General features: G+C 63.0%; 16 protein-coding genes. 11 read left to right on the top strand and 5 right to left on the bottom strand.

Going from position 1 to position 26129, the window contains the following annotated elements; genetic code table 11:
- Positions 1-45: 45 nt before the first annotated feature.
- The 5 genes from OG225_RS06320 to OG225_RS06340 all read left to right on the top strand — a co-directional run bounded on the left by OG225_RS06320 (position 46) and on the right by OG225_RS06340 (position 4666).
- Positions 46-714 (top strand): hypothetical protein, encoded by a 669-nt coding sequence (locus tag OG225_RS06320; protein ID WP_405180799.1) that lies wholly within the window; start codon positions 46-48, stop codon positions 712-714.
- A gap of 172 nt (positions 715-886) precedes the next feature.
- Positions 887-1753 carry an MBL fold metallo-hydrolase gene (locus tag OG225_RS06325; RefSeq protein WP_405180800.1) on the top strand — a complete coding sequence of 289 codons (867 nt, stop codon included), beginning with the start codon at positions 887-889 and terminating at the stop codon, positions 1751-1753.
- 65 nt (positions 1754-1818) lie between these two features.
- Entirely contained in the window at positions 1819-2493 is a 675-nt protein-coding gene (locus OG225_RS06330; protein ID WP_405180801.1) for a GNAT family N-acetyltransferase, read from the top strand.
- 875 nt (positions 2494-3368) lie between these two features.
- Positions 3369-4214, top strand: a complete 846-nt coding sequence (locus OG225_RS06335; RefSeq protein ID WP_405180802.1) for a hypothetical protein — start codon at positions 3369-3371, stop codon at positions 4212-4214.
- Between the two features lie 2 nt (positions 4215-4216).
- Positions 4217-4666 carry a hypothetical protein gene (locus OG225_RS06340; RefSeq protein ID WP_405180803.1) on the top strand — a complete coding sequence of 150 codons (450 nt, stop codon included), beginning with the start codon at positions 4217-4219 and terminating at the stop codon, positions 4664-4666.
- A gap of 646 nt (positions 4667-5312) precedes the next feature.
- Here OG225_RS06340 and OG225_RS06345 read toward each other — a convergent pair.
- Entirely contained in the window at positions 5313-8171 is a 2859-nt protein-coding gene (locus tag OG225_RS06345) for an NACHT domain-containing protein (RefSeq protein WP_405180804.1), read from the bottom strand.
- Positions 8172-8567: 396 nt separating this feature from the next.
- Between OG225_RS06345 and OG225_RS06350 the strand changes: the two genes are divergently transcribed.
- The gene (locus OG225_RS06350) at positions 8568-10112 is read left to right on the top strand and encodes a DUF6119 family protein (RefSeq protein ID WP_405180805.1); all 1545 of its coding nucleotides are present in this window, start codon (positions 8568-8570) and stop codon (positions 10110-10112) included.
- A gap of 1870 nt (positions 10113-11982) precedes the next feature.
- Here OG225_RS06350 and OG225_RS06355 read toward each other — a convergent pair.
- The 4 genes from OG225_RS06355 to OG225_RS06370 form a co-directional block, all read right to left on the bottom strand.
- Positions 11983-16305 (bottom strand): hypothetical protein, encoded by a 4323-nt coding sequence (locus OG225_RS06355; RefSeq protein ID WP_405180806.1) that lies wholly within the window; start codon positions 16303-16305, stop codon positions 11983-11985.
- 242 nt (positions 16306-16547) lie between these two features.
- Positions 16548-17873, bottom strand: coding sequence for an esterase/lipase family protein (locus OG225_RS06360; RefSeq protein ID WP_405180807.1), 1326 nt, complete (start codon positions 17871-17873; stop codon positions 16548-16550).
- A gap of 731 nt (positions 17874-18604) precedes the next feature.
- Positions 18605-18928: a 4a-hydroxytetrahydrobiopterin dehydratase gene (locus tag OG225_RS06365; RefSeq protein WP_405180808.1), complete on the bottom strand. Its 324-nt coding sequence runs from the start codon at positions 18926-18928 to the stop codon at positions 18605-18607.
- Positions 18925-20271 carry a hypothetical protein gene (locus OG225_RS06370; protein WP_405180809.1) on the bottom strand — a complete coding sequence of 449 codons (1347 nt, stop codon included), beginning with the start codon at positions 20269-20271 and terminating at the stop codon, positions 18925-18927. The genes OG225_RS06365 and OG225_RS06370 overlap by 4 nt, the downstream gene beginning before the upstream one ends.
- Before the next feature lie 488 nt (positions 20272-20759).
- Between OG225_RS06370 and OG225_RS06375 the strand changes: the two genes are divergently transcribed.
- From OG225_RS06375 to OG225_RS06395, 5 genes are all read left to right on the top strand, one after another.
- Complete coding sequence (locus OG225_RS06375) at positions 20760-21902, top strand: cytochrome P450 (RefSeq protein WP_405180810.1); 1143 nt, start codon at positions 20760-20762, stop codon at positions 21900-21902.
- 66 nt (positions 21903-21968) lie between these two features.
- Positions 21969-23222: a cytochrome P450 gene (locus OG225_RS06380; RefSeq protein ID WP_405180811.1), complete on the top strand. Its 1254-nt coding sequence runs from the start codon at positions 21969-21971 to the stop codon at positions 23220-23222.
- Positions 23223-23236: 14 nt separating this feature from the next.
- Positions 23237-23929, top strand: a complete 693-nt coding sequence (locus tag OG225_RS06385) for a 6-phosphogluconolactonase (protein ID WP_405180812.1) — start codon at positions 23237-23239, stop codon at positions 23927-23929.
- Positions 23926-24990 (top strand): ROK family protein, encoded by a 1065-nt coding sequence (locus tag OG225_RS06390; RefSeq protein ID WP_405180813.1) that lies wholly within the window; start codon positions 23926-23928, stop codon positions 24988-24990. Before OG225_RS06385 ends, OG225_RS06390 begins: the two co-directional genes overlap by 4 nt.
- A gap of 6 nt (positions 24991-24996) precedes the next feature.
- A complete protein-coding gene (locus tag OG225_RS06395; protein WP_405180814.1) occupies positions 24997-26124 on the top strand; it encodes a sedoheptulose 7-phosphate cyclase in 1128 nt (375 codons plus the stop codon).
- Positions 26125-26129: the final 5 nt, after the last annotated feature.

A 26129-nucleotide genomic window follows, 5' to 3' on the forward strand; every position in this document is an offset into this window, starting at 1 on the left:
GACGGTGTCCCCGCGAATTGGATCGACGTCGCACGCCGACTCGGCGTGAACCGCCAACCCTGGACCGACACCCAGATCCTGCCCCCGCAACGCCCCACCATCATGCGTCGCAACGGCAGCCGCGTCGCCGCCGATACTCATCTTCTGGCCGACATGGCCGCCGTCGAGGTCGTGCGCGCCCACAAATATCAGCACCACCGCATAACTGCCGACCCAGACTCCGCCGACGCCCACCAGTTCCGGCGCAACATGACCGCAGTGTGGCAACGCGCTGTCGTCACCGCCAACGCCATCGACATGGACCCCAACCACCGCACCCGCCTCATCGAGACCGCCAAGACCGATCTGACTCGACGGGTCAGCGCTTACCGGGACTACAGCCTCGACGACATCGACACCCTGTGGCACCCCTACACCAGCGGCCGCCTCGGTGACGAAGTCCGCAGCTCACTGCGCAAACACCCCGACCGAAACAGCCTCGGCCTCCACACTGGCGAGGACCCGATCCTGCTCTCACCGCAACAGTGGCTCGACCACGCCCGCACCAGCCTCGACAGCGACAGCACCGCCGAACCTGGCGATCGAATCGCCGCCGCGGTGGCCGCCGCTGTCGCCGAGCTGGGATCGCCCGAGTACTGGGACCCGAGCACCGATCCGAACGCCGGTGAACCCATCGGTCCGCAGTACTCGGCAGAGACCGGACCCGACCCGTGACCACAGGTCGATTCTGTCGCGCAACTGCCGATTTCATCAGCGAGTGGGCGTGACTCGGCCTCACGGACGACGCGCCTGCACTCACCCCGACATCCACCGACGCCACCGGCGTCGGCGACCACCCATGATCCGAGACGACCGGTCTCGGATGCGATATTCAGGAGGACATTTCATGACCACCAGCAACGATTCCCTCACCAGCGCCGCCGGTTTGCGCAGCATCGACTTCGGCGAGCATCGAGTCACCTACCTCCCCGACGGGGTGGCCCGGATCGACCCGCACCTGTGGCTGCCCGAGGCCGACGACACGATCTGGTCCGAATATCGCAGTCTGATCGACGCCGACGGCTACCTCGCCGCCAGCGTCGGTGCGGTCATGATCGAACACGGCGACCGGGCCATGCTGATCGACGCCGGATTCGGGCCACTGGCAGTGCCCACCGACGTCGGCACCCTCACCGGCGGCCAACTCCTCAACAGCCTGTCCGCCGCCGGGAAGTCGGTGTCCGGCATCGAATTGGTCGCGATCACCCACCTGCACATGGACCACATCGGCTGGCTGTGGCAAACCCACCCCGACACCAGCGACCTGCTGTTCGCCGGGATCCCGATTCTGGTCGGTGACCTCGAATGGGCACGTCAGGATCTGGCGATCGCAGACCTCACACCCCGAGAAGTCCTCGAAAGCTTCGCATCCCGAGTCCAACCCCTCACCGACCACGACCGTGAGATCTTCCCCGGCGTGACCCCGATCGCCACCCCCGGGCACAGCCTCGGCCACACCGGCTACCTGCTGTGTTCCGGTCCGCGACGACTGATCGTGTTCGGCGACGCGTTCACCACCCCCGCCCAAATCCAATACCCCGAACTGACCGCCCGAGGCGACGACGACCCCGCCGCCTCCCGCCGCACCGCCGCCTGGCTACTGGATGAACTCACCCGCCCCGACACCTGGGGATTCGGAATCCACTTCGCCGACATCCAATACGGCCGCATTACCAACACCCGTGACGGCCAACAGCAATGGACCGCGGAATAGCCCCACAAACCATCACCACCGAGGCGGGCTGCCACGCCCGCCTCGGTGCACGAAGGGAGACATCCATGCTCGGACAACACCTCACGGGACGCCCCCGCGTCGACATCGACCGGCCCCCTCGACGTATCGCCGTCCGCTCCGTGGACAGCGAATCCGAATTACATCGGTTCGTGGGCTGGTCGCAAGAGTCCGGGGTGGGTGACCCGGAGTCCCTGGTCGATCAGCTACTCGGGTCCCACCGCAACGGGCTACTCGGCGTCGCCGCCGACACGACCCCGCACACCATCGCGGAAACCCTCGACAGCCACGGTGTGCCCTCTGCCGCAGCCACCCGCACCACGGTGGCCGTCGCGGTCCTCGACGGCCAACTCGTTGGAGGGATCATCGCCGGACCCGCGGTCTGGCTGCTGACCCGGGTCTTGGCCAACAACCCCGACCAACTGCTGCCCGCGTTGTTGCGCACCGTCGAAATCCAAGTCCTTGCAGTCGATGACCAATACCAACGCCGAGGTATCGGAACCGTACTCGTCCGCGCCGCTCTCGCCGCGGCCCGCACCATGAAAGCCCATGTCCTGCACGGGCAGATCCTCGACGACCCGAGCCTGGCCAGTTTCTATCGAGGCTGCGGACTGACAGTTCATCGCCCAGGAACCGGGATCGACTTCACCGAACTCGCCGCCATCGACCTCACCGTCACCATCGAGGACGAGCAACGATTCCTCACGCGCGTCCTGCGCTGATCGATCCACAGGACTACGCCCACACATCGCCCCGATGGCCGGGACTGGCACGGCGAAATTCTGTGTGTGCAGCACGAGAGTCGCTTCGACGCGGCCCAGTGCTGGGAATGGAGCGATCGGGGATTGCTGTCGAAGGTTCGAGCCCTTGGCGGGGCACCACAAGGATGGGACCGGCGATGAACAGCGGTTTTCCTGGGGCACACTGTCGATTGAAGCAGGATTCGGATATCTGAAGTCGGATTAACCCATTCGCCATTTCGAGACCGGACCGTCGGGTAGGCCTGATCTTTTCATAGTTACGTATCCCCGACGGTCTGCCCGGGAGCTGTATCGCTGACAATTCATTGGAAGGCGTGGCCACCAATACAGTCTCGTCGCTGAAGCCGCTCCACCTCCCGTGTGCGTAGTGTCTGTGTCCGTAGGGGGAATCGACCAGTACGCCGACATCTTGCAAAACCGAAAACTGCTGGTCATCGGCTGATAAGAATATCAAAGCGGAGTTGAAGGCCACGCTACTCAAAGCGCCTTTCGTATTGGGGGTGCCGGACTTCCCAGAAGAGGTGTTCAGAGAGGGGAATCGACCAACACGTTGACCTTCTTCAATGCCGAAAACAGTGCCGACCCTTCACTGGTGTTTGATAGCGATACGGCATTATGGGTGTCGGTGACTCGTACAGGATGCGCGGGTCAGCTTCGGTTGCCCGCAGAAACTTCTCCCTCACCTGCTTCGAGGGGCGAGATTGCGCGGCGACCCCGCGTTTTCGGTCGCGCAGGACCGTGCTGTGCCGTTGTGTTCGCTCGTGTAACCGTTGTGGCGGATCGGTGTAGCGGGAGGGGGCGGGAGTCCGCCTTGCTGGGCAAATATTCTGTAGGGCATGCGTCGTCGCGATCTCGTGCAAGCTCTGTGCAGGTCTACTCCAGATCAGGACAACATCGTCGCCTATCCGGACCACCCGTTCCTTGTCCGCGGTCCCGACGTACTGGCCCGCGATGACGAGGGGTTGGTGGCCTACTTCGTGTACGCGTCGGGCGACCCGAGACCGGGTCTGTCCGCCGGGCGTGCGCGGACGCTGTTGTCTCGGCTTGCCCTACCGAAGAACACCGAGTTCGTGCTGGTGTGCGAGCCACCGACTCGGGAGTTGTCCGACGGGGACGTCGAATTGTTCGATGCGATCCGGTACGGCGTAACGACCGTGCAGTCGCATCGCAGCCGCCTGGAGCCGTCGGGCTACGCCCCGAGGGGAATCGTCGCCGAGCTGAGGCCGTTCCACATGCGCCGCTTCGGTGACGCTTGGGCGATGCGGGATGGCACCGGGGAAGACGAACTGGTGTTCACGCGAGACGCCGTTCCTGAGCGACGGGCGCAAGGGGTGCCGATCTCCTACTTGGGCCGTAATACTGTCGGTCGAAGACACCGCCTGCCGCCAACCATCGACCTTGACAATGGAATTCTCTACGCGGCCCCCCGGACACCTCTACCCACGCGCTCAGCCGTAATCCGCGTTATCGGACAGTGGATCTCCGCTGCGGTCAACCTCGACTACTCGTCGAATTCGGACACATTGTCCGCAGCCGTCGAGGCACTGTACTCACAAGACGCGTACCTGCCGTTGCATCACGCACGTACAGGGCCGGTGATCGAGGGCGTGGCGTCCGACATTCTCAAGCCGTACCGCGCTGCCGCGTTCGCGGGCTTCCAGATGATCAACGATGGGGTATGAGGGTGCCGAAGAAGAACCGTCTCAACACAATGCGTGTCCTTGCGAGTGCTCATCCCGCGCTCAGAGGCTCGCTACTCCTGAACGACATCATCCACGAGCTCAACCGGATCGCGGCTGCTGAGCGCTCCGACAAGACCGACAGTTGGCTGCTGAAGGTCCTTCACACCACCCGCGCACTGGACACCTCGCTCAAGGAAGTGCTGGCACACAAGGGATGGACACCCACAGACAAGAAAACCGGAAAGCCGAAGTTCGGCTTGGGGGCCTATCTCATCGAGCTCCAGATCCACGGCGTTCTGACACCGAGACAACGAGACAATTTTCAGAAGGCCATCGTCGACAAAAGAAATCGATATATGCACCAGGCAGGCACCATGCCGAATCGACTCGAAGCCAACACCATTTTGAATGAGATGGACACATGCTTGTCCGTTATTTTTACGAATACCTGACTCTGTGCCGAGTGAATCGTCGACAGTCGGGACAGCGGCCCCGTCTAACTGCCGAGGTGGCCGCGACGAACGGGCACCTGATCTTGTACCGCGTGCGCGTCTGTGGTCACGAAGCCCCAACCTTCGGGAGATAGCCGGGTTCAAGAAGAGTCGGCGGAATATGGAAGCGCTCGTGATTGTGGAAGCGGCCGTGGTCATGAAGGCAACTGGGGTCACTGACGCGCAACCCGTTGCGCACGCGCGTCTTCTCATCGATGCAAAAGCCGTCATCCCGAGTCGGAGGCGCCTCGGCGGTCGTCGTCACCGCGCTCGGCGCCCCGATCGTCGCGGCAATCAGCGCTACAACCAGGGTGCGGAGTACCGGCGCGGCAGTTGCGGGAGTTATTCGCCCCATCGGGTTCCTTCCGTTGCGGGATCTCACACCGTTCTATCAGCACACGCAGCATGGCAACACCCGCCGATTCCAGGGGCGACTAAACGATCATCGACCGCGACCCCTTCCTCATCGACCGGTCAAATCCCGGTTCGTTACGGCGAGTTGTGCCGAGGTGAGCTGAAATACGTGCACGGCTCGGCACAGCCATCAATCGCGACTGACGGACCGATCCCGAGATGCTTGAGCGAGCCTGCCTGGCCTTGAGCTGAGTCAGATGAGGTGATGACCGATGTAGTCGTGGGCGATCGCTTCGGCGAGGCGGGCGCGGATTCTCGATCTGTGGCGGTAGTTGTTTCGTACGCCCTCGATGATGAGTTCTCGCGCTTTGACGACGGCTACGTCGGCCGGGCCATCGTCGATGCTTTGGCGCACGACGGCATCGAAGAAATCCAGATCGGCTCGGATGCTGATCGCCGGTGAGAGGTCGGTAAAGCCCATCTCGAGGAGTTGACCGCGGAGGGTTGCGATGGCTGAGAGGTCGGTTGGGGCGTCATCGGTGGAAGCAGTGCTGTTGCGTTCGCTGTACTCGACGAGTCTGTTGGTCGCGCGGGCCGCTATCGCCTCGAATTCGGTTGTTCCCAGACCTGTGAGAAACGCCCGGGTCGCGCCGGGGCTCTGGTCGGCCAGGAGGGCTTCGACTTCGCGCCACACGGATCGCGCGATATTGTCGGAACGATCCATGAATGGAGCGAGCGCGTCGGCGAGCCACGTTATGTGGCTGCCGATGGGGCCTTTCAACAGCTTCATGGCGGCCTGCGCCAGGTCCTGCTCGAATCTCGGCGCGTTGGCGGCGAATCCATCCTGAAGGGCATCGATGGCCAGGACCGCGCCGGGCATCACGAGCCGATTCACCGCGTCCCGGTTGTCCACGGTGTTCAGGCGGTTCAATACCGTGTCTCGCAGCCAGTGCCTTTCGGAGAAGATGTAGCCCGCCGCCAGCAGCCAGGTATGGCGCCAGTGGGCGGAGGGGACCATGAGTTCGAGCTTGTCGGCGGCGTCCTCTTTGGCCATGAGGCAGCGTGCTGCGAAGAACTCGGTGAGACTGCGGACCTCGAAGGCAAGGCCATCTCCTCGCGCGACCAACAGAACGAGTCGTTGCCTGGCGAGGTGCAGGATCTTCTCGATCAGGGTTTCTTGCTGCGATTCCTGGTGTCCCTCGGCTTCGAGGATCCCGCGTGCGATGTTCTCCAGTTCATCGACCGGCAGGATCGATTCGGCGGCACCGCCACGCTCGGCGCGCGCGTGGATCGCCAGTCCGCATTGTTCGTGAAGCTGATCGAATTGAGAACGGTACATCTCGAGGACGTCGCCGATGCCTTCTGGCTTGTCGCACTCACGTGCGTAGATGATGTCGTAGTAGTTCTTGAACAGGGCATATCGACTGGCGGGCGCCTGACGCCGTTGCTCGAGCAGGAGACTCAGAATCGTCACTTGCAGCGGTGAGGTCATCAATCGAGCCGTGTCCTCACTGCGCGAGGCCGTGGTCAACCGTTCGACTACTTGTTCCTGCCGGTCGAGGTTGTCCGCGAATCGACACGCCAATAGACGTGAGGCGTAGTGCATCGCGTCTGTGGTTGTCAGCGAAGCGAGATGCAGTTCTTCGTAGTCGATGTCCGGGTCGCGGTCGAAGCCTATCGGCCGGGAGGTGCACACGGTGAAGACATCGGCTCGCAGGGCCGCCATCTCGTTCAGGAAGTCCGCGATCCGCGCTGACACTTCCTCACGGATGACGGCGGAAGCCACCTCGTCCATGCCGTCGAGGACCACGAGCACAGGCCAGGCGTTCAGCAGGCGCTTGGCCTGTACCACGGTGATCGGATCCGACGCGCGGTGGTTGATCAGGCTGACGATGTGCTGGAGCAGGGTCAGGTCGGTGTCTCGGCTCACCAGGTCGGCGAACTTGCTCAACACCACCCGGACTGGAAGGCGGTGCAGGGTCGGATCCGGCAGACCGGCGGCCTCGAAACTAATGCGTATCCGGTTCGCGCGTTCGGCTGTCTGCGCAGTGATCCGGCCGGAGGCTGAGTTCTCCAGTAGTGGCACCCGATAGAGTTGGCACAGCAGTCGGGAGATCGTCGATTTGCCGGAGCCGGGTCCGCCCAGGACCACCATTCGATCTTTCGCGGCGGGTCTATGCGCGGGCGAGAGGACTTGATCGCCTCGTTCGACGAGTGCCTTCAGTACCGGCGAGGTCTTTCGGGAACCCGCCACGGACGAAGCAGGAAGGTCCACAGCGACTTCTGCGAGTGACAACTTCGAGTTGGTATTATCGCCGGATTCACCGAGTTCTACGGTGGTATCGGATTTCATGGCGCCCGCGACGTGGCCGATCCATGCGTGGGCGATCCGCGCGTCGTCCTCTTCGACCTGACCGAGCAGTCGCGTCAGTATGTCTCCGGGCAGGACCAGATCCGCGTAACACCGGCGTATCTCGGCATGGGCCTCCAGTAGGCGGTCCAGGTACTCAGCGTGCCACACGTGGTAGTCCCGGAAGTCGGGCATACCGGTCTTCCGGAGGGTTCCGTCCGACTGCTTTTCGCCCATTTCGCGGTATTGCGAGAACATTCGGTCGAGACGGTCCAGTCCTCCCGTCTGGGAGACGCCGGTCAGCGCGACATTGGTGACGAGGATGAGATAGTCGGGCTTGTTGTGGTGACGCTTCTTCTTCGGATCGATCCAATCGTTGAGCTCGGCGGTGATCTGTTCGAAGAACCACTTTTGGTCCGCTGCCGTTTCACCCAGCCGCTCTTTGTATTTCGCCTGAATCACTCCGTAGCCGTTCCACGTACCCCTGCCCTCCATGGCGATCTCGCCGCGGAAGGTCGCTTCACGCCCACCGTCCGGCCCGGCCCCGAAGATCTGGATTCCGGGCCCGAGTTTGGCCAACGCCAGCGCCTGCACCATGTGTTCGAATCGGTTGCTGCCGAGCCGGGACAGGTCGTAGGTCATGGCGTCCAAAGCTACGTGATCGGATGCCGCTGGCGCGGGTTGACCACGAAAGGTTTGCTCTGAAGGTCTGACCGGCTGAGCCAGACGGTCCGGAATCGGTGCTGTGAACGGCGTGAGCACAGTGTCTTCATGGCCGGTGTGGCGGTCCCCGCACCGTCTCATCGGTGCTGGCGGTGACGGGGTGCCCGTCGAGGGTGGTGCACGCCACCGAGTTCACCATGCCGGTGTGGCCGGTGAGGGTGAGTCGGTGGCTTCGCAGTAGGCGGCGACTGTGGGTGGGGGTGTAGTGCTTGGACCGGTGTGGCCCCGCTCGCGTTCGGCCTTGGACGTTCCACCACCGACCTTGAGATCGCCGAGTCCATCCGGTACCGCCGAGTGTTCCCGTTACCGATTCCGTCGGGATGCGGTACTTTTCGAGGCGGGGTAGCGCCGGGCAATGGATCACGGTGGTGTAGATCGCGACTTGCCGTGACAGCGCTCAACGTTCGACCACGAGCACCGGCCGGGAGCCACGGGATGGAACTGAGCATCTTCAAGATTCCACGAAATTCGCTGGAGGCACTTCGCGCACGTCTCCAAGACGACGGCTATACGTTGATCCACGCATACGCTGACGGCGGATGGGATTCGGAATTCTGGTTCGAGGAGGGCGAGGATGCTGTTACGGGGTGGGTGAAGCGGTACGAGTCGTTCTTCCAGAACCGGGAAGTTCCCACTAGGAAGGAGCATGCGGGCCTGCACATCTTCCACCATGACTCCTCGTGCTATGCCGCGTCCTATGGATCAGGCCATCACCAGGCCCGGTCGCTGTGTGACTACGAGTTCGGTCTCGACCTGGCCAAACGGATCGCCAACGAACGCGATGTCAAGCAAACCGGGACGAAGCGGTCCCACAGCGTCAGGAGGAGGGAGAGCCGGGTCTACCGGTCGCACACCCACCTCGACATCGAGGGCGGCGAGTCGATCGACCAGATCCGTGCGGCAATCATCGGATCGAAGCGGGATATGTACGGGACGGCCGGCAATTTCAGCGCCTCTGCCGCCCTGTCGCCGCCTATCGATATAAGAGGGATCCCCGCGTTTCTGTCGTCTATCGAGACGGAACTGAAAAACCCGGAACAGTTCAGTCTGCCCCGCGAAACACCGGTGAAGGACAAGCAACTGCTGGCCGTACTGGACGACCTCCTCCTCGATGCTATTCTCGGAATCGGCGACCAGGGTGAATTCGCCACAAACAGCTTGGATCTGTGTGATGCCGACTTCAACTCTCTGTTTGGAAAGCCCGGAAAATATGACCTGAAAGCCCGCCACAAGAAGTCGATGCTGTTCCCGGAGAAGGGTTTCGACCACGACCTCACCGTCGCAGACCTCCGCCTGTATATAAGTTCCCGACAACTGACGCGCGACGAAATACTCGCCATAGAGATCACACGGTTCACGGACGACGGTGACTGGCACAAGCCGCACCTAACCTTGAAACAGGCCCTGGAATACACGGTCGACTCGCACAGGGCGACACTGTCCGGCGGCGTCTGGAAGCAATTCAACCAGGACTACCTGGCTTTCATCGATAAATACGTGCGGGAAATCAAGGTCGAGCCGACCGAGGAGATCTTCGAGGTGCTCACCGGAACAGAACCGTCATTCAATGATTCCGATCAGGTCGGCGGGGCGGGTTATAAGAAGGCCGACAAGGATTTCAGTCTGGCGGTGATCGCGTCCGGCACACCGGTCGAAGCATGGGACCTGAGCCTCGAAAAGACCGTGTTCGCCGTGAAGTTCGGCACCGCACAGAAGCTCGGCTATGTCTGCGACCAGGCGACAACGGTCCTGGAACTCATCCGGAACAAAGCCACTGTCACCGACCTAGCCAAACCTGAACGATACTGCCTGTGGCTCGGCTACAAGGCGAAGAAGCTGCCCGCCAACATCGCCGACATCAAATCGGTGATCCTGAAGCAGAAGATTGCCGACTGGGCAAAGCTGTGCCTCGACGTCGGAGTTGTCCCGGTCATCAAACTGAGTAGGCACGCCGGAAGTGACCCGACGCTGAGCTTCTAGAAAATGAGTGGGCCCGATACCTACTAGGTTGTTGTGGGTCATGACGTTGATGACGCCTGCGTGGACGCGGCTGTCACCGGTCGCATGAACTCGGCGACTCTGTCGCGCCAGGCCTGGCGCAGAGTCAGCGCGTTCGGGCGGTTTGGTTTTCCCCCGGATTAGCGGGGAACCTCACATACGGTTATTGGTTATGGGTCTGGCGATGCCAGCACCGATGCTGGCCAAACCTGGACGGCCCCGCGGCCGCTGGCTGGTACGCGGAAATGAAATCCGACGGCGTCCGCGCGATCGTCCGCTGGACCGACGTTGGTCTGGGACCGGGCGATGATCTCGCCGTTGCACGCCTCGAGCCGCTACCGGAACTTGCCCGTCGCGTCGGCGAACAACTCTTGTGCTCGGTCTGCGCCGTGGGGATCGTCATCTGTTTCGCGGGTTCGGCTATAGCGGCCTGGTTACGAGGTTGGTGAGGAGATCCAGCAATGCTCAAGCCGCGGCGGGTGTGGGGTCGGGCGGATTCGTCGGGATTATGACTTCGAGCTCTGCAGGCTCGGTGCCGGCCTCCTCGGCGGGTGGCGTGCGTCGGTGAAGAGTTCTGGGACAGGTCCGGTTTCTGCATTGGGTCCACCTTCGGAAGCGGTGCAGCCAGGGTTGCCTGCGGTGGATGCGATCGGTTGATGTCGTCTGCGGTAGGGAGGTCCGATGATCCGCTGATGTCGTCGGTTTCTCAAGGATCTCTCAGATTGACCCGTGTTGGCCCCCACGGGCTCCTGCCTGCGGTTTCGCGACTCGCACGGCACGGATACAGCTTTGACTCGCATCTATATGCACAGGTCAAAAGGGGTAAATCAATAATAAGCGTTGTGGCCGGAGGGGGGATCGACCAGTACGCCAACCTGTTTCAACATCGAAAACTGCTGGTCATCGGCAAATAGCAGCGACGAGACGATCCCGGATGTCGCAGGTTCGAGCTCTCGGCGGGGTACCACACGGATGGGACCGGCGCTGAACAGCGTTTTTCCTGGGGCATGCTGACGATTGAAGCGGGATTCGACTACTTGCGGCCGGATTAGTCCTATTTCTCAATTGGGTGAATAGTTTGTCGGGCATTCTTATCTTCTTGGACGGGTATGCCCGACAGGGATCACCTTCATGCGACTCAAGGTGACGAGTTGTGGCCTGTGCGAGTACTTGTGACCGCGCCTGCGGTGTAGGCGCGGTCTTGCTATCGTTATGTGGGCTTCGCGTCGACTTTCAGCCATGACTCCTGCCTCGCAACGCTGAGCAACGAAGACGGTTGTGCGGAACGTTCAGGCCATGTGGGCATCGCGTGACGTCGTTCCGGTGGCGACAGCTCGGCGCGGAGTTTGTGTAGTGCAGCCAACTCCTGGCCGTCCGGAGCGGCTGTGAGAGGTCGATTATTCAGCCAACCGAAGCGAGAGATCCGTTCCGCGGCACTCAGTACGATGCTGCGTGGTTCAGGAAGCTGGCCGAGCACGTTTCCAGCGTAGGTAGCAGTTCTGAGACGACTGGTCCGGTGGCGATGCTCCACAGCGCGAGCGCCCACTCTGCTTGGGCAAGTTCATTGTCGAGGGTACCGAGTTGCTCGCGCCACCATTCGGCATTGTGATTGTTCGTGCGGGTTTGGGCATGGAGTTCGGCGGGATGCCCGGTGTTTCCGAACGGCCTTTCGTCGGGCTGTTTCGTGTAAGCGGTTGGAAAGGGGGAGGCAGCGCCGATGATCGCGATCTCGGAGGCAAGCCAGCATCGGCCGGTGTGTGCGTACAGTGCGGCGGCAGTGTTCGTCCACGGGAACGCACCAACGGGGTCGGGTCAACACGACTGTGGACTTGATGAACTGCGCGTTCACCGCCTAAGGAGATTGCGGTACGTCGGGGATAGCGCGCATGTACAGGTTGCCTGAACTGCTGGCCAGCAGGATTGTCGAGTCCGACTGAGTTGTCAACGCTGTCGCGTTGGTAGTGCCGGTGTGGCCAGTTATGGGTGGTCCCATTTCTCGACCTGTCATTGCATCCCACAAGCGCATCGTTTGGTCACCGCAGCCGCTGACAAGGACTGCGGATCCGTCTGCTTTGGTGGCCAATGCCACCGACCAGACCTCGTCAGGGTGCTTGATGAGGAGCGATCGGACGAGTTTTCCGGACTCGACTTCCCAGATCCACACGGAGCCATTCGAGCATCCGCAGGCCACAAGCACCCGACCGTTCGAGCAAGTCGCTACCGAGACCGCGTTCACCCTATCGTGACGGTTGGTCACAGGTTGTCTGATCGGCGCGCCGGTGTCGACATCCCACATCCGTACGGTTCCATCGGTGGAACCGCTGACCAGCAGTATCGATCCGTTCGGCCTGGGTGCGATAGCGACCGATGTAACCGCACCCGAGTGCCCTGCTATTTCTCTCCTGATGGGCCTTCCTCTCATCGAACCCCAGAGCCTGATGGTCCGGTCGCTCGATCCGCTTGCGAGGAGCACATTGTTGTCAGGGAGAGGCACAAGGGCTACCGACAGGACATCGCCGCTGTGGCCCGTCAGAGGATGGCCGACAGGTTCACCAGTCTCTGCGTCCCAGACGCGAATGGTCCGATCGGCCGATCCGCTGGCCAGCAGAACCCGCCCGTCAGTCGCTTGCCCCAAGGTCACGGCGAGTACTTCATTGGTGTGACCTCGTATAGGTGCGGTGAGAGGCACACCCGAAGTCGCATCCCATACCTGCACGGTTCGGTCCGTTGAACCACTTGCTACCAGCGCGGAATCAGCGTCGCGTGACACGATGGCGACAGCATTCACGAGCTGTGTTGATTCGACCGAAGGTGATCCGATCATGTAGCCGACGTCGACGTCCCAGACTCTCACGGTTCGATCGTTGGACGCGCTTGCCAACAGTATGGAATCACCGTGTGGTGCACAGGACACCGATACGATCTCATCGGTGTGTCCGGTCAGCGGCGGCGCGACCAGTTTCCCGGAGCTGACATCCCAAACCCGCACTGTCCGATCAATTGAGCCGCTGGCCAATAGCAGGTGAGCGTTCGGGAGATAGCCGAGCGCTACAGAATTCACCGCGCCTGTGTGGCCCGCCAATGGTGCGCCGATAGGCCCCCCCGACTGGACATCCCAAAGTCGTGCCGTTTGATCGGCAGAACTGCTGGCAAGTATGAACTGGCCGTCGGCCGTAGTTCCGAAGGCTACTGCCAGCACCGCTTCGGTGTGCCCGACAAGAGGTTGTCCGAGAGGCTCGAGCGACTGCACGTCCCACAATCGAATGGTTCCGTCCTCGGCGCCGCTCGCGAGAACCATTGAGTCGGCGGCGCGAGTTCCGAGTGCCACCGAGTAGACGGGCTCGTTGTGCGCGGAAATCGTTTGTTTCAATTGCTCACCTGAAATTACATCCCACATGGTCACGGTTCCATCGATTGAACCGCTCGCAAGTATCGGTGAGCCATCAGAGCGAGTTGTCATTGCGACCGAAAACACTGAATCGCTGTGCTCCAATATTGCTCCCTCAAGCTCTCCCGTCAGGGCATTCCATACCGCCACAATTCCATCGCTTGAGCCGCTGGCCACCAACACTGAATGCTCTGAACAGGTCACCGTTGCGATCGACCACACCGGGCCGACGGCGGTCTCGATAGGTGCTCCGATCGGCTCACCTGTTTCCGCGTCCCAGACCCGCAGATACCCCTCACTGGAGCCACCGACCAGTAATGCAGTCTTCCCGGGTCTGTGTGCGAAGGCGACAGAATTCATCTGTCCGGAGTGCTCGGGAAACGTGCGATGGAACGATGTCGGTTGAGCTGTCGTCCAGCAGGGCTCCCAATCGAGTTCAGGTCTGGTGGTCAGATCCCGAAGTGACTGCGGTTCATCGCGAAGACCGAACTCGGCGAGGATCGTGGCTCGCTCGGCGGCAGTGTGGGCGGCGCGGAGGGTGTCGAGTGCCCTTCGAAGCAGGCGCGTGCTGGGAGTGTTGAGAAGTTTGGTGCTGACGAGTGCACGGGCGAGACGGTCGATATCGGTATAGAGCCAGAGACGCGTGTCGGTAAGTAGTTCGGCCAGGGTGCCAGCGGCGGTGGCATGGGTGGTGAGATGACGGTGCAGGTAGGCGTTGGCGTGTGCCCAGTCCCGAGCTTGGTTGGGCACCGCTTCGACGAGAGTGATCAGAGCGTCGGTGATGGCTGTCTGGACTTGGATGGGATCTATGCCATGTTGGAAGTAGTCGTTGAAGGCTTGGTGGTAGAGGCGGTAGACGGTTTGGCCGTCCTCGCCGGACTCGATGATGTGAGCACCGGCATATTCGAGAACCCATGCCAGGTCGTCTCCGTGATAGCGCGCGCCGACAGGTGCGATGGCGTTGGCGATCGTCAACCAGATATCGCGACGTGGTAGTCCGGCCCCTTGTGCCCATGCGAGGGGTTTGAGCAGGTCGTGTACACGATTGCGGTCGGTTCCGTAGCTAGTGAGGTCGGCGTCGAATGCCTCGGCGACGCCGCCGTTGAATACCGCGTTGGCTTCGGGATCGGATGGGGTGAGGACGGTGCTGCGTCTGATCAGGGCGCGGGTTACCAGACGGGCGAACAGGAAGATTCCGTCGCTTTTCTTGGCTATGACTTCTGCGACGGACTCGGCGAGGTCTGATCGGCCGCGATAGGGAGAATTGGTGGTGGAGTCGAGCAGGCGATGAGACACATAGGTTGTGATCGCATGGGCTGCGCCGGGGTCGGTGTCCAGGCGCAGTATCCGATCTTCTGTGGTGGTGAGAGCCCGGATGAGCGGGCCGTCGGAGCTCCATGCTCCGTCTGGTGTCGCGTGGGTCGGGTCGGCGTGGTCTTCGCGGTTGGGCCGCGTACCCACAATCACTCGTACTCCTTCGAGCGCGGCCAGAGCGACGAGCAGATCGCGAGCGATCCGCGTTTGGTCAGCCGCGTAAGCTTCATCGAGCGCGTCGAGGAGGATAGTGACCTTCCGTCCCTTCTGGAGGGGGAGGAGACCGATAGCGTTGACCAGCGGACCTGGCTCCTGCCATCCTCTGTCCGGTTGAGGCAGGTTGAGCGCGTCGCCGAGAAAGCTCACGCATTCCTGCAGGGTGCGTTGCTTGGCGTGAATACCGGCGTCCACCACATCGGGGGGTGGGAGCTCGATTCCCCCATCGCTGAGCATGGCCGCTACATGACCACGATATTCGGGCATCGATATCGCTGCCAGCCAACCCAGCAGCGCTGACTTGCCGGAGCCCGGTGGTCCTGTGACGATGAGGATTCCGTCTCCATCGAGCAACCACCGCGTGATCCGGGCCTGAGGTTCGGGTCGCGGTGAGTAGTGCCAACCGTCGGCAGTCAGGGTGTCGATGCCACGAAATTTGATGAGGAAGTGTTCGAGCAGGTCGGACTCGGCAAATGCTCGCTGACGCAGAGTTTCCACGATCGCGTCGGGGCGGTACGGATTGTGGCGACGGTTGGGCAAGAACGGGAAGAAGCCGGGGACAGAAATCGCCTGATTGAAATCGGGTTGTTGGTGGGCGTCGATGTCGTGCAGACGTTGTCGGATGGCATCGAACAGTTCGTAGGGTGTGATCAGGATGTCGTGTTGTGTCCAACTGTTGTAGGTGGCAGTCGAGGCCGGGGGGCCATGACGTAGGACGTGTGCCATGGCTTCAGCGAAAACGCCGTCCCGTGCGAATTCTTGGTTTCCGGCCGAACTCAGAACAGCGAGTTGTGGTTCTCGCCCAACCGGATAGGAACGGCTCTTGACATGGCGGCGGAATGTTTCGGTGATCGAGTCCACGCCGATCCCTGCTTTGCAGGTGTCGAGGATCACCACGATCTGTATCGCGGCCTGCTGTGCCAGCACTTCCGCGAGCAGCCGACCGGTCACTTTGTTGGCAGGTTTACTCGGTTCGTAGTCGCCGCAGAACAACGCGATATCATCAACGGATGCCTGAGCATGTCCTGTCCAATACAACAACATTCGGGGTCCGACCGGTTTCCAACCGTTGAGCCAATTGTGCACATCGTGAGTCGCGGTGCTACCGATTCGCGGGTTCTCCATGAAACCGCGTTCATGCAGCACATCGGCGATGAGTTCTGCATGCTCGGCAGCATTGGGCAGGTTCAGCGTGTGGTCACCGTATGCGTCGATGACCACAGTAGTGAACCAGCCGTGCACATCCTGCGCTTCCACCGGACGCGTGCCCTCCTCGCCAATCGCCCGCAGTTCGTTACGGTGTCATCCGATCGTTGTGCTGAGGACCTTCGCTCGACTGGAGCGCTGACATGGCGGTCCTGCCAGAACCAGATAAGGATAGCGAGACTGTCGCCGCTGCACTCGCACAGGCGGGACGGTTGCCGCGTGCGCCTTCGACCGGGTCCAATTGCGCGGCAGCGGACACCGATCGATTGTTGCCGCCGTCACCGAAACCGGAGTCACAGCACGGTGATGAGGTCTTCGACGAAGGCGCGTGGCTGTCTGGTTATTTCCTCGACGCGGATCTGCCACAACCCGGGCGGCAACCGCAACGCAGTCCGGTACCGGTGACCGCTCTCGTCCGGACGAACGGGTATATGAGTGTCGTGCGGGTTGTCGTCGGCGTCGAAAACAGTGGCCTGCAATCGCAGATTCGCCGACCCGCTGGTCACCACGAGCTCCACCGGCCCCTCGGCCGCTGCGGCTTCGGGAAGGTCCAGAGACAGTTCGTCGAGCGGGGCGAGGATGGCGCCGAGTTCGCGGGCGGTGGCCTTGGCGATCACGTCGTCGAGCAGATCTCGGTGCTTGGCCAACGGTCCGTGTTTAGCGGGGCGGAACAGAGCGTGCTCGTCGCGTTCCCACTCCGGCGGGACCGCGCTGAAACTCGACACCGTGCCGTCTCCGGCGTGGTCGATCCCGCGCTGGGTCCGCTGAAATCCGAGGCTGGCGCCGTTGACAGTGATGCTCTGGTCGGTGGCTTGAAGCTTGCCCGCGAACACGTGCAACGCGTACGAACCACTGCCGCCGCTGGCGACCGCCGCATTCAGATCGTCGTGGAAACGTCGACCCCGCAGCACTGTCTCGACCGGGAGGCCGGGGATCTCGATGTCGGTGAGTCCCACTGGTTCGCTGTTCGGGCCGGTGTCGACGCACCTATAGGTGGGCAGCAATTCGGCCACCGACGGGAACGTGCGCGCGACCCGCGCGACTCGTTCGCCCAGTCCAGGGATGCGGGGGTAGAGGTCTCCGGTCAACGCTTTCACCGCTTTGACCGACCCGCTGAACGGGGTGCCGATCGTGATTAACCGCGCGGCATGCACGTGACCGCCCAGCACGTCGAGGTAGTAGCGGGTGATCAACCCGCCCATCGAGTGACATACGAAAGTGATTCGGCTGCCTGGAAACCGGGTCAACGAGTCCTCGACGAACTGTTTGAGATTCGAGGCAGTGTAGGCGTTCGGCAGTCGCCAGTCGTAGGCGAAGGTCAGTACCCGACCGGGGACGGCCTTGGTCAGCCTGTCAATCAGCGTGCCATAGCCCGAGCCGTGCCAGAACCCCGGCCATACATGAATGCCTCGAATCACCTCCGGGCTGTCCAACGCCAACTCGGCGTACTCATCGCGATCCCCGGGCACGGCAGGCAACCGCAATTCATCGAGGACCTCGCTGGTGTGCAGCACACCCCGACGCAACGCTGCGGCGGACAGACTCCACAACTCACGCTGTCCGCGAGCCAGAACACTGCCGGTGATACCCGGCACGATCACAACAACATCAGCGCTCACAGATGCGGCTCCCGCCCTCGACATGTCCTCCAGCGACCCTAAACCAGCCTCCTGGGGACTGTGGATTTATAGGCTCTGTCCCACACTTCGTCGTGAACGACATCTCGATCTTGGGGCGATTTCGGTTCGGGCGCGAGCCCGCCGGGAGCGATGCCCCGGAGTGGACGTGGAGCGACCTGATCTGACCCTCTCAGCCGCAATTCGGCGCGAATCAGCCGCACTATCGGCGTGTTTCAACTCCCGGCGCAGGCAATCGGCGCTCCCAGGTGTCGGCGGTGAGGTTCCTCGACAAGCCTCAAGTCGGTCAACGTGGCGGGATTTGGCGCGGTGGAAGATTCATCAGCACCTCTGCGGTAGGGGCGAGGAGTCGTGCTTGTGCGGGTGCCCACCCACCGTCCTGGATTCGCTCTGAGTGAGTCCGGCCGGTGTCTGAGAGATCGTTCTCTGGTGGAAGGGATCGCGTGAGACTGATTCCGAGTACTAACGGCGAAATCGCGGTCCTGGAAACGTAGTCGCGCAATCGGTGCAGCTCCGTTGCTGGCGGCACCAACTATCGCTGTCGGGGCGTTGAACGTGCATCGACCAAGTCAGGGCCACGCTCAGCGTGCTGTGAGCTGATCAGCTGCGACAAGGGCGAACTGCGGGCTCAAGGTCGCTGGTGAGCGCGATTCACGAGCCGTTCCCTGGGCTGGGGTCACCAATGTCCGTCTCAGGTCGAACGGCAATCGGCATTACATATCGCTGGCGGGTGTGGCTCCGGCGGCGGCGGCGATCTGATCGATTTGTCGTGCGAGGTCGAAGTCGAGTTCGGTGAGTTTGCGTCCGGAGTCGTGGGTGGTGATGCGGAACTCGATGCGTTGCCAGGTGATCAGCATGTCGGGGTGGTGGCTGACCTCGCGGGCCTTGGCAGCGACGTAAACCGCCAGGTGTACGCATTCGTGGTAGCTGTGGGCGAAGGTGCGTGTGATCTCGTGGCCGTCGCGTTTCCAGCCGGGCAGCCCGGTGAGGGCGGTGGCGATCTGTTCGTCGTTCAAGGGTGCGGGCGGGGTGGTCATGGCAGCGACCCTACGACGGCGTGGAGTTCGCTACCGGCTGAGGTATGCGCCCATGCGCTGGCATGGCCGGGGAGGGCTTTCAATTCGCGGCGGAGTCTGGCCGATCCGGTCGTTTCGAGGGCTGTAGCGGCTTTGGTGGCGGCCCAGACGGCGCGCTCGGGGTCGGGGATTTTGGCGAGCGCGGTGGACTGCCGGGCGCGGAAGACCGCGTTGTCGCGGCGGCCCGATTCGGGCAGTAAGTCGATGATTTCGTCCCAGAGGACCACGGCGTCGGTGGCGTCTCGCGTTGTGCCGGTGCGGCCGTAGCTGATCGCGCGTTGGACTTCGACGTGGTGCGGGGTACGGCGGCACGCGTTGCCCCAGGGGTGTTGGTCATCGACTCTGGGGATGAGGGTGGCGACGTAATCGAGGAGGCGGTCGGCGGTGGCGCGGTCGGCGAGCATGGCGTGGCCGTGTGCTTCATGTTGGAGCGCGATGACGCGGCATTTCGGGGACAGCGCGGGTCCGGCGGCTTGGGCGGCTTGGGCGTATTCGACCACGACGCGGCCGTCGTGTTGGTCCAGTGCGAGCATCGCCATGTTGGACAGTGCGTAGGAGATTATCTGCGGGGCACCGGCACGGTGTGCGAGGGTCAAGGTCGTGTGGCGCCATTGCGTGGACGTGGCGAGGTCGCCCGCGTCTTGGTGTAGCCATCCGAGCAGAGCGGCGTAGGCGGCACCGGTTTCGAGTAAGTCGCCGCGTGTGCGGGGATCGGCTCGGCTGGCCAGGCCGATGATCAGTTCAGTTTGAGCGTGCACGGTGGGAATGAGGTGCCGTGGTCCCAGGGCAGCGTCCGCTGTGTAATGCCCGGTGAGCTGGGTGCGGAAGTAGTCCACGAGTTCGGGTGCGATATGCGCGCTTTCGAGTGTGTCGAGAGGTTCGTGGGGCTCGTTGAGCCCGGTTGCGCCGAGGATCAGCCCGGCGGCCGAGCCGGTCATCACCCGGAGGAATGCCGTGCGCTCCACAGGATCCTCGCCTTTCACACGTGGATAGCTGACCTCCACGCTAGCCGTGCTCGGCGCAGGTGCGGTAGTCGTGGTGTCGGGAGGCTGTGGGGGTTGCGTTGGGATCAGTGTGCGGGGGTTGGTTCCAGGGTGCCGTTCGCGCCAGACCGTGTGGCCTTCAGCCACGATCTGCTCGAATCGGGCTCGGTCTTCGGGTGTCGCGCGTCGTTCGAGCGTGGTGTCGAGGATCGCTTGGGTTCGAGGTCGTGGAGTCACCGCGGCGAGGCCGGAGCGCCAGTTGGCGATCGTGGTGGTGTCGATGCCGAGCATCGCGGCGAACTCACGGATCGACCGACGCATCGCCTCCTGCAGAGCTACCGCTTCGAAGCCGGTCCATTCCCGCCCTCTGACCATCACCGCCCCCACCGGTTCAACCGCCTGACCAGGCAAATCCACACGCTATCCGAACAGTATCCCAACGTTGTCCGATACCACTGGAAATCATTCTGAACCACTGTGAATGCGGTACCCGGCATCGGGGCTGAGGCGGCCACCACGCACCCTCGCGCGGTCGACCACAGCATCAAAGCTCCCTTGCCGCTACAACTCCGGCCAGTTCATCGACATCGAAGTCGATGAACTGACAGGCAGAGCCAGTCGTCGCAACAGATTTCGGGGTTCGCTTCATGACCATCACCGCCCCTCGGCCGCCCGCAAACCATGGCCCGCTGTCGCCCTCGCCGCGGTGCCCGGTCAGACAGGAACCGGGACCCTACGGCCTGGACGGTCCCCTCTTCCGGTTATATTCACCGGATTTCGCGAGCGCTCCGCACCGCGTGTATGCCGAGATGCGCCGCTACCACCCTGATTTCGCGCACGTCGAACTCGCCCCGGGAGTTACGGCGACGCTGGTGATCGGGTGGCGGATGGCAGTGGCGATCCTGCACGACACGGACCGTTTCCGGGCGGACCCGAGCCGCTGGCAGGCCACGATGGATCCACGGTGCCCGGTGCTGCCGATGATGGGAGCCCGCAAGAACGCCTTGCGGAGCGACGGGCATGCCCATGCTCTCTATCGGCAGGCCACCAACGCCGCGCTGGCGGGAGTGGACCTACACGAGTTGCACGCGGTGGTCGCCGGACACGGCCACGACCTCGTCGCGGCGGTCGCCGCCGACGGCGCGATGGACCTCATCGCCGACTACGCGGGACCGCTCGCGTTTCGGACGATCAACACGATGATGGGCTGCCCACCCGAGATCGGCGCAGAGTTGGCTCGCGGTTTCGCGATGATGTTCGAGGCCGACACCGACCCCGGTGTGGTCGATGCGGTCATCGATGGCGCGTTGGGTGCGTTGATCGATCTCAAACGCGCCCAACCGGGCCGCGATATCCCGACGCGGTTGATCGCGCACGCCGACCGGATGAGCGAGCAGGAGCTGCGGGAGCAGGTCCTGACCATGTACGCGGCAGCGATCGAACCGCTGCAACACCTGATCGCGAACGCTGCGCTGTTGATGGTGACCGATCGGGGTTTCGGTGACCAGGTCGTGAGTGGGGCGTGTCGGACCGAGGACGCGTTGAACGAGGTGCTGTGTCGGAATCCGCCGTTGGCGAACTTGTGTGTGCGGTATCCGCCTCGGCCTGTGCTGGTCGATGGTGTCACCTTGCCTGCGGATCAGCCGGTGCTCATCGGTATGGCGGCCTGCAACACCGACCCCCGCAACCGTGCCCCCGAGTCCGACCGTTTCGGTCGGGTCGGACGCAACGCCTCACACCTGTCGTTCTCGGCGGGGCCGCATTCGTGTCCGGCCCGCACCCTCGCCTATCAGTGCGCGGTCGACGCCATCGATGAGTTGCTCGATCGGCTGCCCGATCTGCGACTGGCTTGCTCGGTGGAGGAGTTGGTGTGGCGGGCCGGGCCGTTCCATCACGCACTCGAAATCCTGCCGGTGGTCTTCACCCCGACCACGCCGCACACCCACTGCTGACCGATGCAGCCGAGCGACCTCCCGTCCACGTACGACCCGACACCTCTCGTCTCTTGGAGCCCTGGCATGACCGATCTGAAATCCGCTTCCGGCCCGTACGTGCTCGATGTCAGCGGCGCCGATATACCCGGTGAAGCGACTCAGCTTCGCGAACGGGGACCATTGGTTCCGGTTGTGCTGCCAGGCGAAATACGCGCCTGGGCGATCACCACCCCCGACCTGCTCAAAGAGCTGTTCATCGATCACCGGGTGTCGAAGGACACCTACCGACACTGGCCAGCCTTCCTCGCTGGCGAGATCCCGCCAGATTGGCCGCTGATCACGTGGGTCAGCGTCCGGAACATGTTCACCGCGCACGGCAAAGACCATCAGCGGCTGCGCAAACTCGTCGGTCCCGCCTTCACAGGTCGCAGAATCGCCGCACTACAACTACAGGTCCATCAGATCGTCAACGATCTCCTCGACGGGTTGGCTGCGCGTCCTGACGGTGAGGTGGTCGATCTGCGTGAGGAATTCGCCGCCCAGGTGCCGGTCCGGGTGATCACCGGGTTGATGGGCGTGCCCGATCTGCTCCAGCCACGGTTGCGGGTGTGCGTGGAGGAGATCTTCTCCACGGCCCCTCGTCGCGATCCGGCGCTCACCTTCGCCGAGATGCTGGAGTTGTTGACCACTCTGGTGGCGCTGCGCCGCGCGAGGCCGGGCGAGGACATGACCAGTCTGCTGATCGATCACCGCGACGAGGGGGACCGGCTCACCGAAGAAGAACTCGTGCACACGCTGCTGTTGGTGATCACCGCTGGGTTCGAGACGACGGTGAATCTGCTCGACCAGGCGATCTATGAGCTGTTGACCCGGCCCGGACTCCTCGCTCGAGTCCGCGCGGACGCCGTGAAATGGCCGCATCTGATCGAGGAGGCACTGCGCTACGCGCCACCGGTGGCGACCTTGCCCCTGCGCTACGCGGTCACCGATTTCGACATAGCCGACCAACACGTCACTGCCGGTGATCCCATCGTCGCCGCGATCGCCGCCGCCAACCGCACCGCGAACCCGTCTGGTCCCGACGCCGACGAATTCGATCCCAGCAGGCCGACGACCGAACATCTGAGCTTCGGCTACGGACCGCACTACTGCCTCGGGGCCGGTCTGGCCCGTCTCGAGGCCGCTGTCGCGCTGCCCGCCCTGTTCGCCCGGTTCCCGGACCTGACGCTCGCCGTCGAACCGGCGACCTTGACGACGCTGGACAGTTTCATCAGCCACGGCCACCAGGAACTACCGGTGCAGCTGACCCGCGTCCCCGCGTCTGCGAATGGCCGATAGGAAAGGAGTACCCGATGTCGTTCACCTGCCGAGTACTGGAAACCGCCAGGACCGTCGCCGTGGCCGCCGCTGGGATAGTCGGCGCGAAGATCGAGGAGGCGATCACCGACCGGGGTGAATGCGTGATCGCGTTGACAGGTGGCTCGACCCCGGTGGAGACCTACCGTCGGTTGGCTCGTTTGGATGTGGACTGGACACGAATCTGTCTGGTCCAGACCGACGAACGCATGCTCGTCGATCCCGATGTCCGCAGTTCGGCGGGGATCGAGGAGATCTTCGGCCTCACAACGCACGGTGAGCGTGGAAATCGCCCGAACTGGTTTCCGATCCCGGATGGGCCCGCTGAGCAGATCGCGGCCCTCTACGACAAACAACTGTCGGTCGTGCGCCCGGTGGGCGTGCCGGATATCGCGATATTGGGTGTGGGCGTCGACGGCCACACCGCATCGATCTTTCCCCGAGACCTCAACGCGCAGCGTCCCGAACGCGCGATCGCTACGAGCTGCGACGGGCAGCCGCGCGTGAGTTTGAACGTGCCGTATCTCCAGGCTGTGCCAACCCGCCTCATCCTCGCGATGGGACCGGCCAAAGCCGCCGCCGTGGCCGCAATCCGCAGTGCCGCAACCCCATTGTCTCCGGCCGCGGTGATCCTGGGCGACGACGGCTACCTGCTCGTCGACGAGCCGGCCGCGGGAACCCGACCGTGAGGCAGGAAGCGCTCGCTCCGGTCATCGTCTTCGACCTCGGTGGAACCTGGTGGCGCTCAGCGATCCTGAACACCGACGGCGTCCTATTCGAGGTCGAGATTCATCCGGCCGTGACGCGAGCGCGTACCGGCAGCAACGCGGCGTCCCTGCAAGAGTTGCTGATTCGACACGTGCTCGACCGGTCTCGGGAGTTGGCTGCCCGCCAGCCGGATGCTGTGGCTGTCGGGATCTCGATCGGCGCGGCGACCAACGGCCACACCGGGCAAGTCCTGGCCAGCGCCCCGCTATGGGGTGACTGCACCGATCCGGTCGACCTCCACGCGGCGCTGTCCACGGCCGAACCAACGTTGCGGTGGTGGATCGTCAACGATCTCACCAGCCTGGCGATAGCGATCGCCAGCAATCCGCTTGTGCGGGAGCGCGGCCCGAGATTCCTGACCGCGGTAACGGTGAGCAGTGGTATCGGCGCCCGCACCATCAACGTCGAGACCGGCTGGGTGGACCTGGATCCCGTCCACGGAATCCAGGGCGAAATCGGGCATCTCCCCAGCCTCACGACGGCGTCATCACTGTGGGGTGAGCCGCCGGTATGCGACTGCGCGGCCGTTGGGCACGTCGCCGCGATTTCCTCGGGGACCGCGATCGACAAACAACTCGCGGGCCTGGCCGACGTCTTGGGCTTGGCCGACCCTGATACGGGGTCGAGGCTTGCGCGGTTGCGGGCCGGACTCGACGCGGGCTCGGATTCAGCGCGGGCGTTCCTCGACTATGTGACCGCTCCTCTGACTCGGGCGTTGCTGTATCTGATGGCGGTCGATGCCCGTGTCGAGCAGGTAGTGCTGGCTGGTGGGGTTCTCGACAGTCTGGGGGAGCACTACCTCGCGAGTGTGTATCGCAATGCCGAGGCCGACGGGCTGTATCTGATCTCCACCTACCAGCCGACGGTGTTCCGCGACCGGATATCCCGGTGGGTTTCCGATGGTCTCGATCCCCTGCGCGGGGCGGGCGAATACACACGCCGCCGACTCGACGGCGGCCCCTTAGTACCGGGAAAGGAGTGACGAGGAATGGAACGTCAATGGTCGGTTGATGCGACACAGGCGATGTCGTATGCGATCCGGCGCACCCGCGGCTGCCTGGAGCCTGCGAATCCGGATCTGGCCGACGTTGTGGGAATCGACAACCGGCGATCCCTGATCATCGTCGACTCCGCGGTGACCCATCTCTACGGTGACCGCATTCGCGGCTACTTCGGCAACTACAGCGCGCCGTACACGGTGCTGCCGATCGAGACCGGCGAGGTCGGCAAGAATGCCGACACGGTCGGGCGGATCGTGCGCGAGTTCGACAAGTTCGGGCTCAGCCGTCGCCGTGACGCCGTCGTGGCCGTGGGTGGTGGGGTGCTCACCGATCTGGTCGGGTTCGCCGCGAGTATCTACCGGCGCGGTGTCCCCTACGTTCGGGTGCCGACCACGCTGTTGGGGATGGTCGACGCCGCTGTCGGGGTCAAGACCGGTATCAACTTCAACGGGCGAAAGAACCGCCTTGGCACCTACTTCCCGGCCACTCACACCCTTATCGATCCCGACTTCCTGGCAACCCTGCCCGCCCGGCAGATCGCCAATGGAATGGCCGAAATCATGAAAATGGCACTGGTCAAAGACCAGGCCCTGTTCGAGGTGATTCACCGCGAATGGGTCAGCGCGAACAGCTTCGCGGCCGACGCGACGGTGAGCGGGCCGGTGATCGACGCCGCGATCACCGCGATCCTGGCCGAACTCGAACCCAACCTGTGGGAAGACGATTTGCAACGTCTGCCCGACTTCGGGCACACCTTCAGCCCCGCATTCGAACTGGCTGCCACACCGATGCTCTTCCACGGGGAAGCCGTCGCGATCGATATGGCGGTGTCGTGCCTGATCGCCCACCACCGCGCACTCATCGACGAGGAATCCCTCACCCGGATCCTGGCTCTCATGGCCAGGATCGGGCTGCCGTTGACACATCCCTGCCTGAACCAAGACCTCCTCGCCGCCGGACTGGCCGACTCGACCCGACATCGCGACGGACGCCAGAACATCCCCCTGCTCACCAAGATCGGAACCGCCATCTTCGCCCAAGACATCCGCGTCGAGGAACTGGTCGACGCCGCACACGCACTGCACCCCCTCCATGTTCGGCTCGGGCGAGGGTGAGCATC

Origin of the sequence: Nocardia sp. NBC_01377, assembly GCF_045040005.1 — a bacterium.
GTDB classification, from domain to species: Bacteria; Actinomycetota; Actinomycetes; order Mycobacteriales; family Mycobacteriaceae; genus Nocardia; species Nocardia noduli.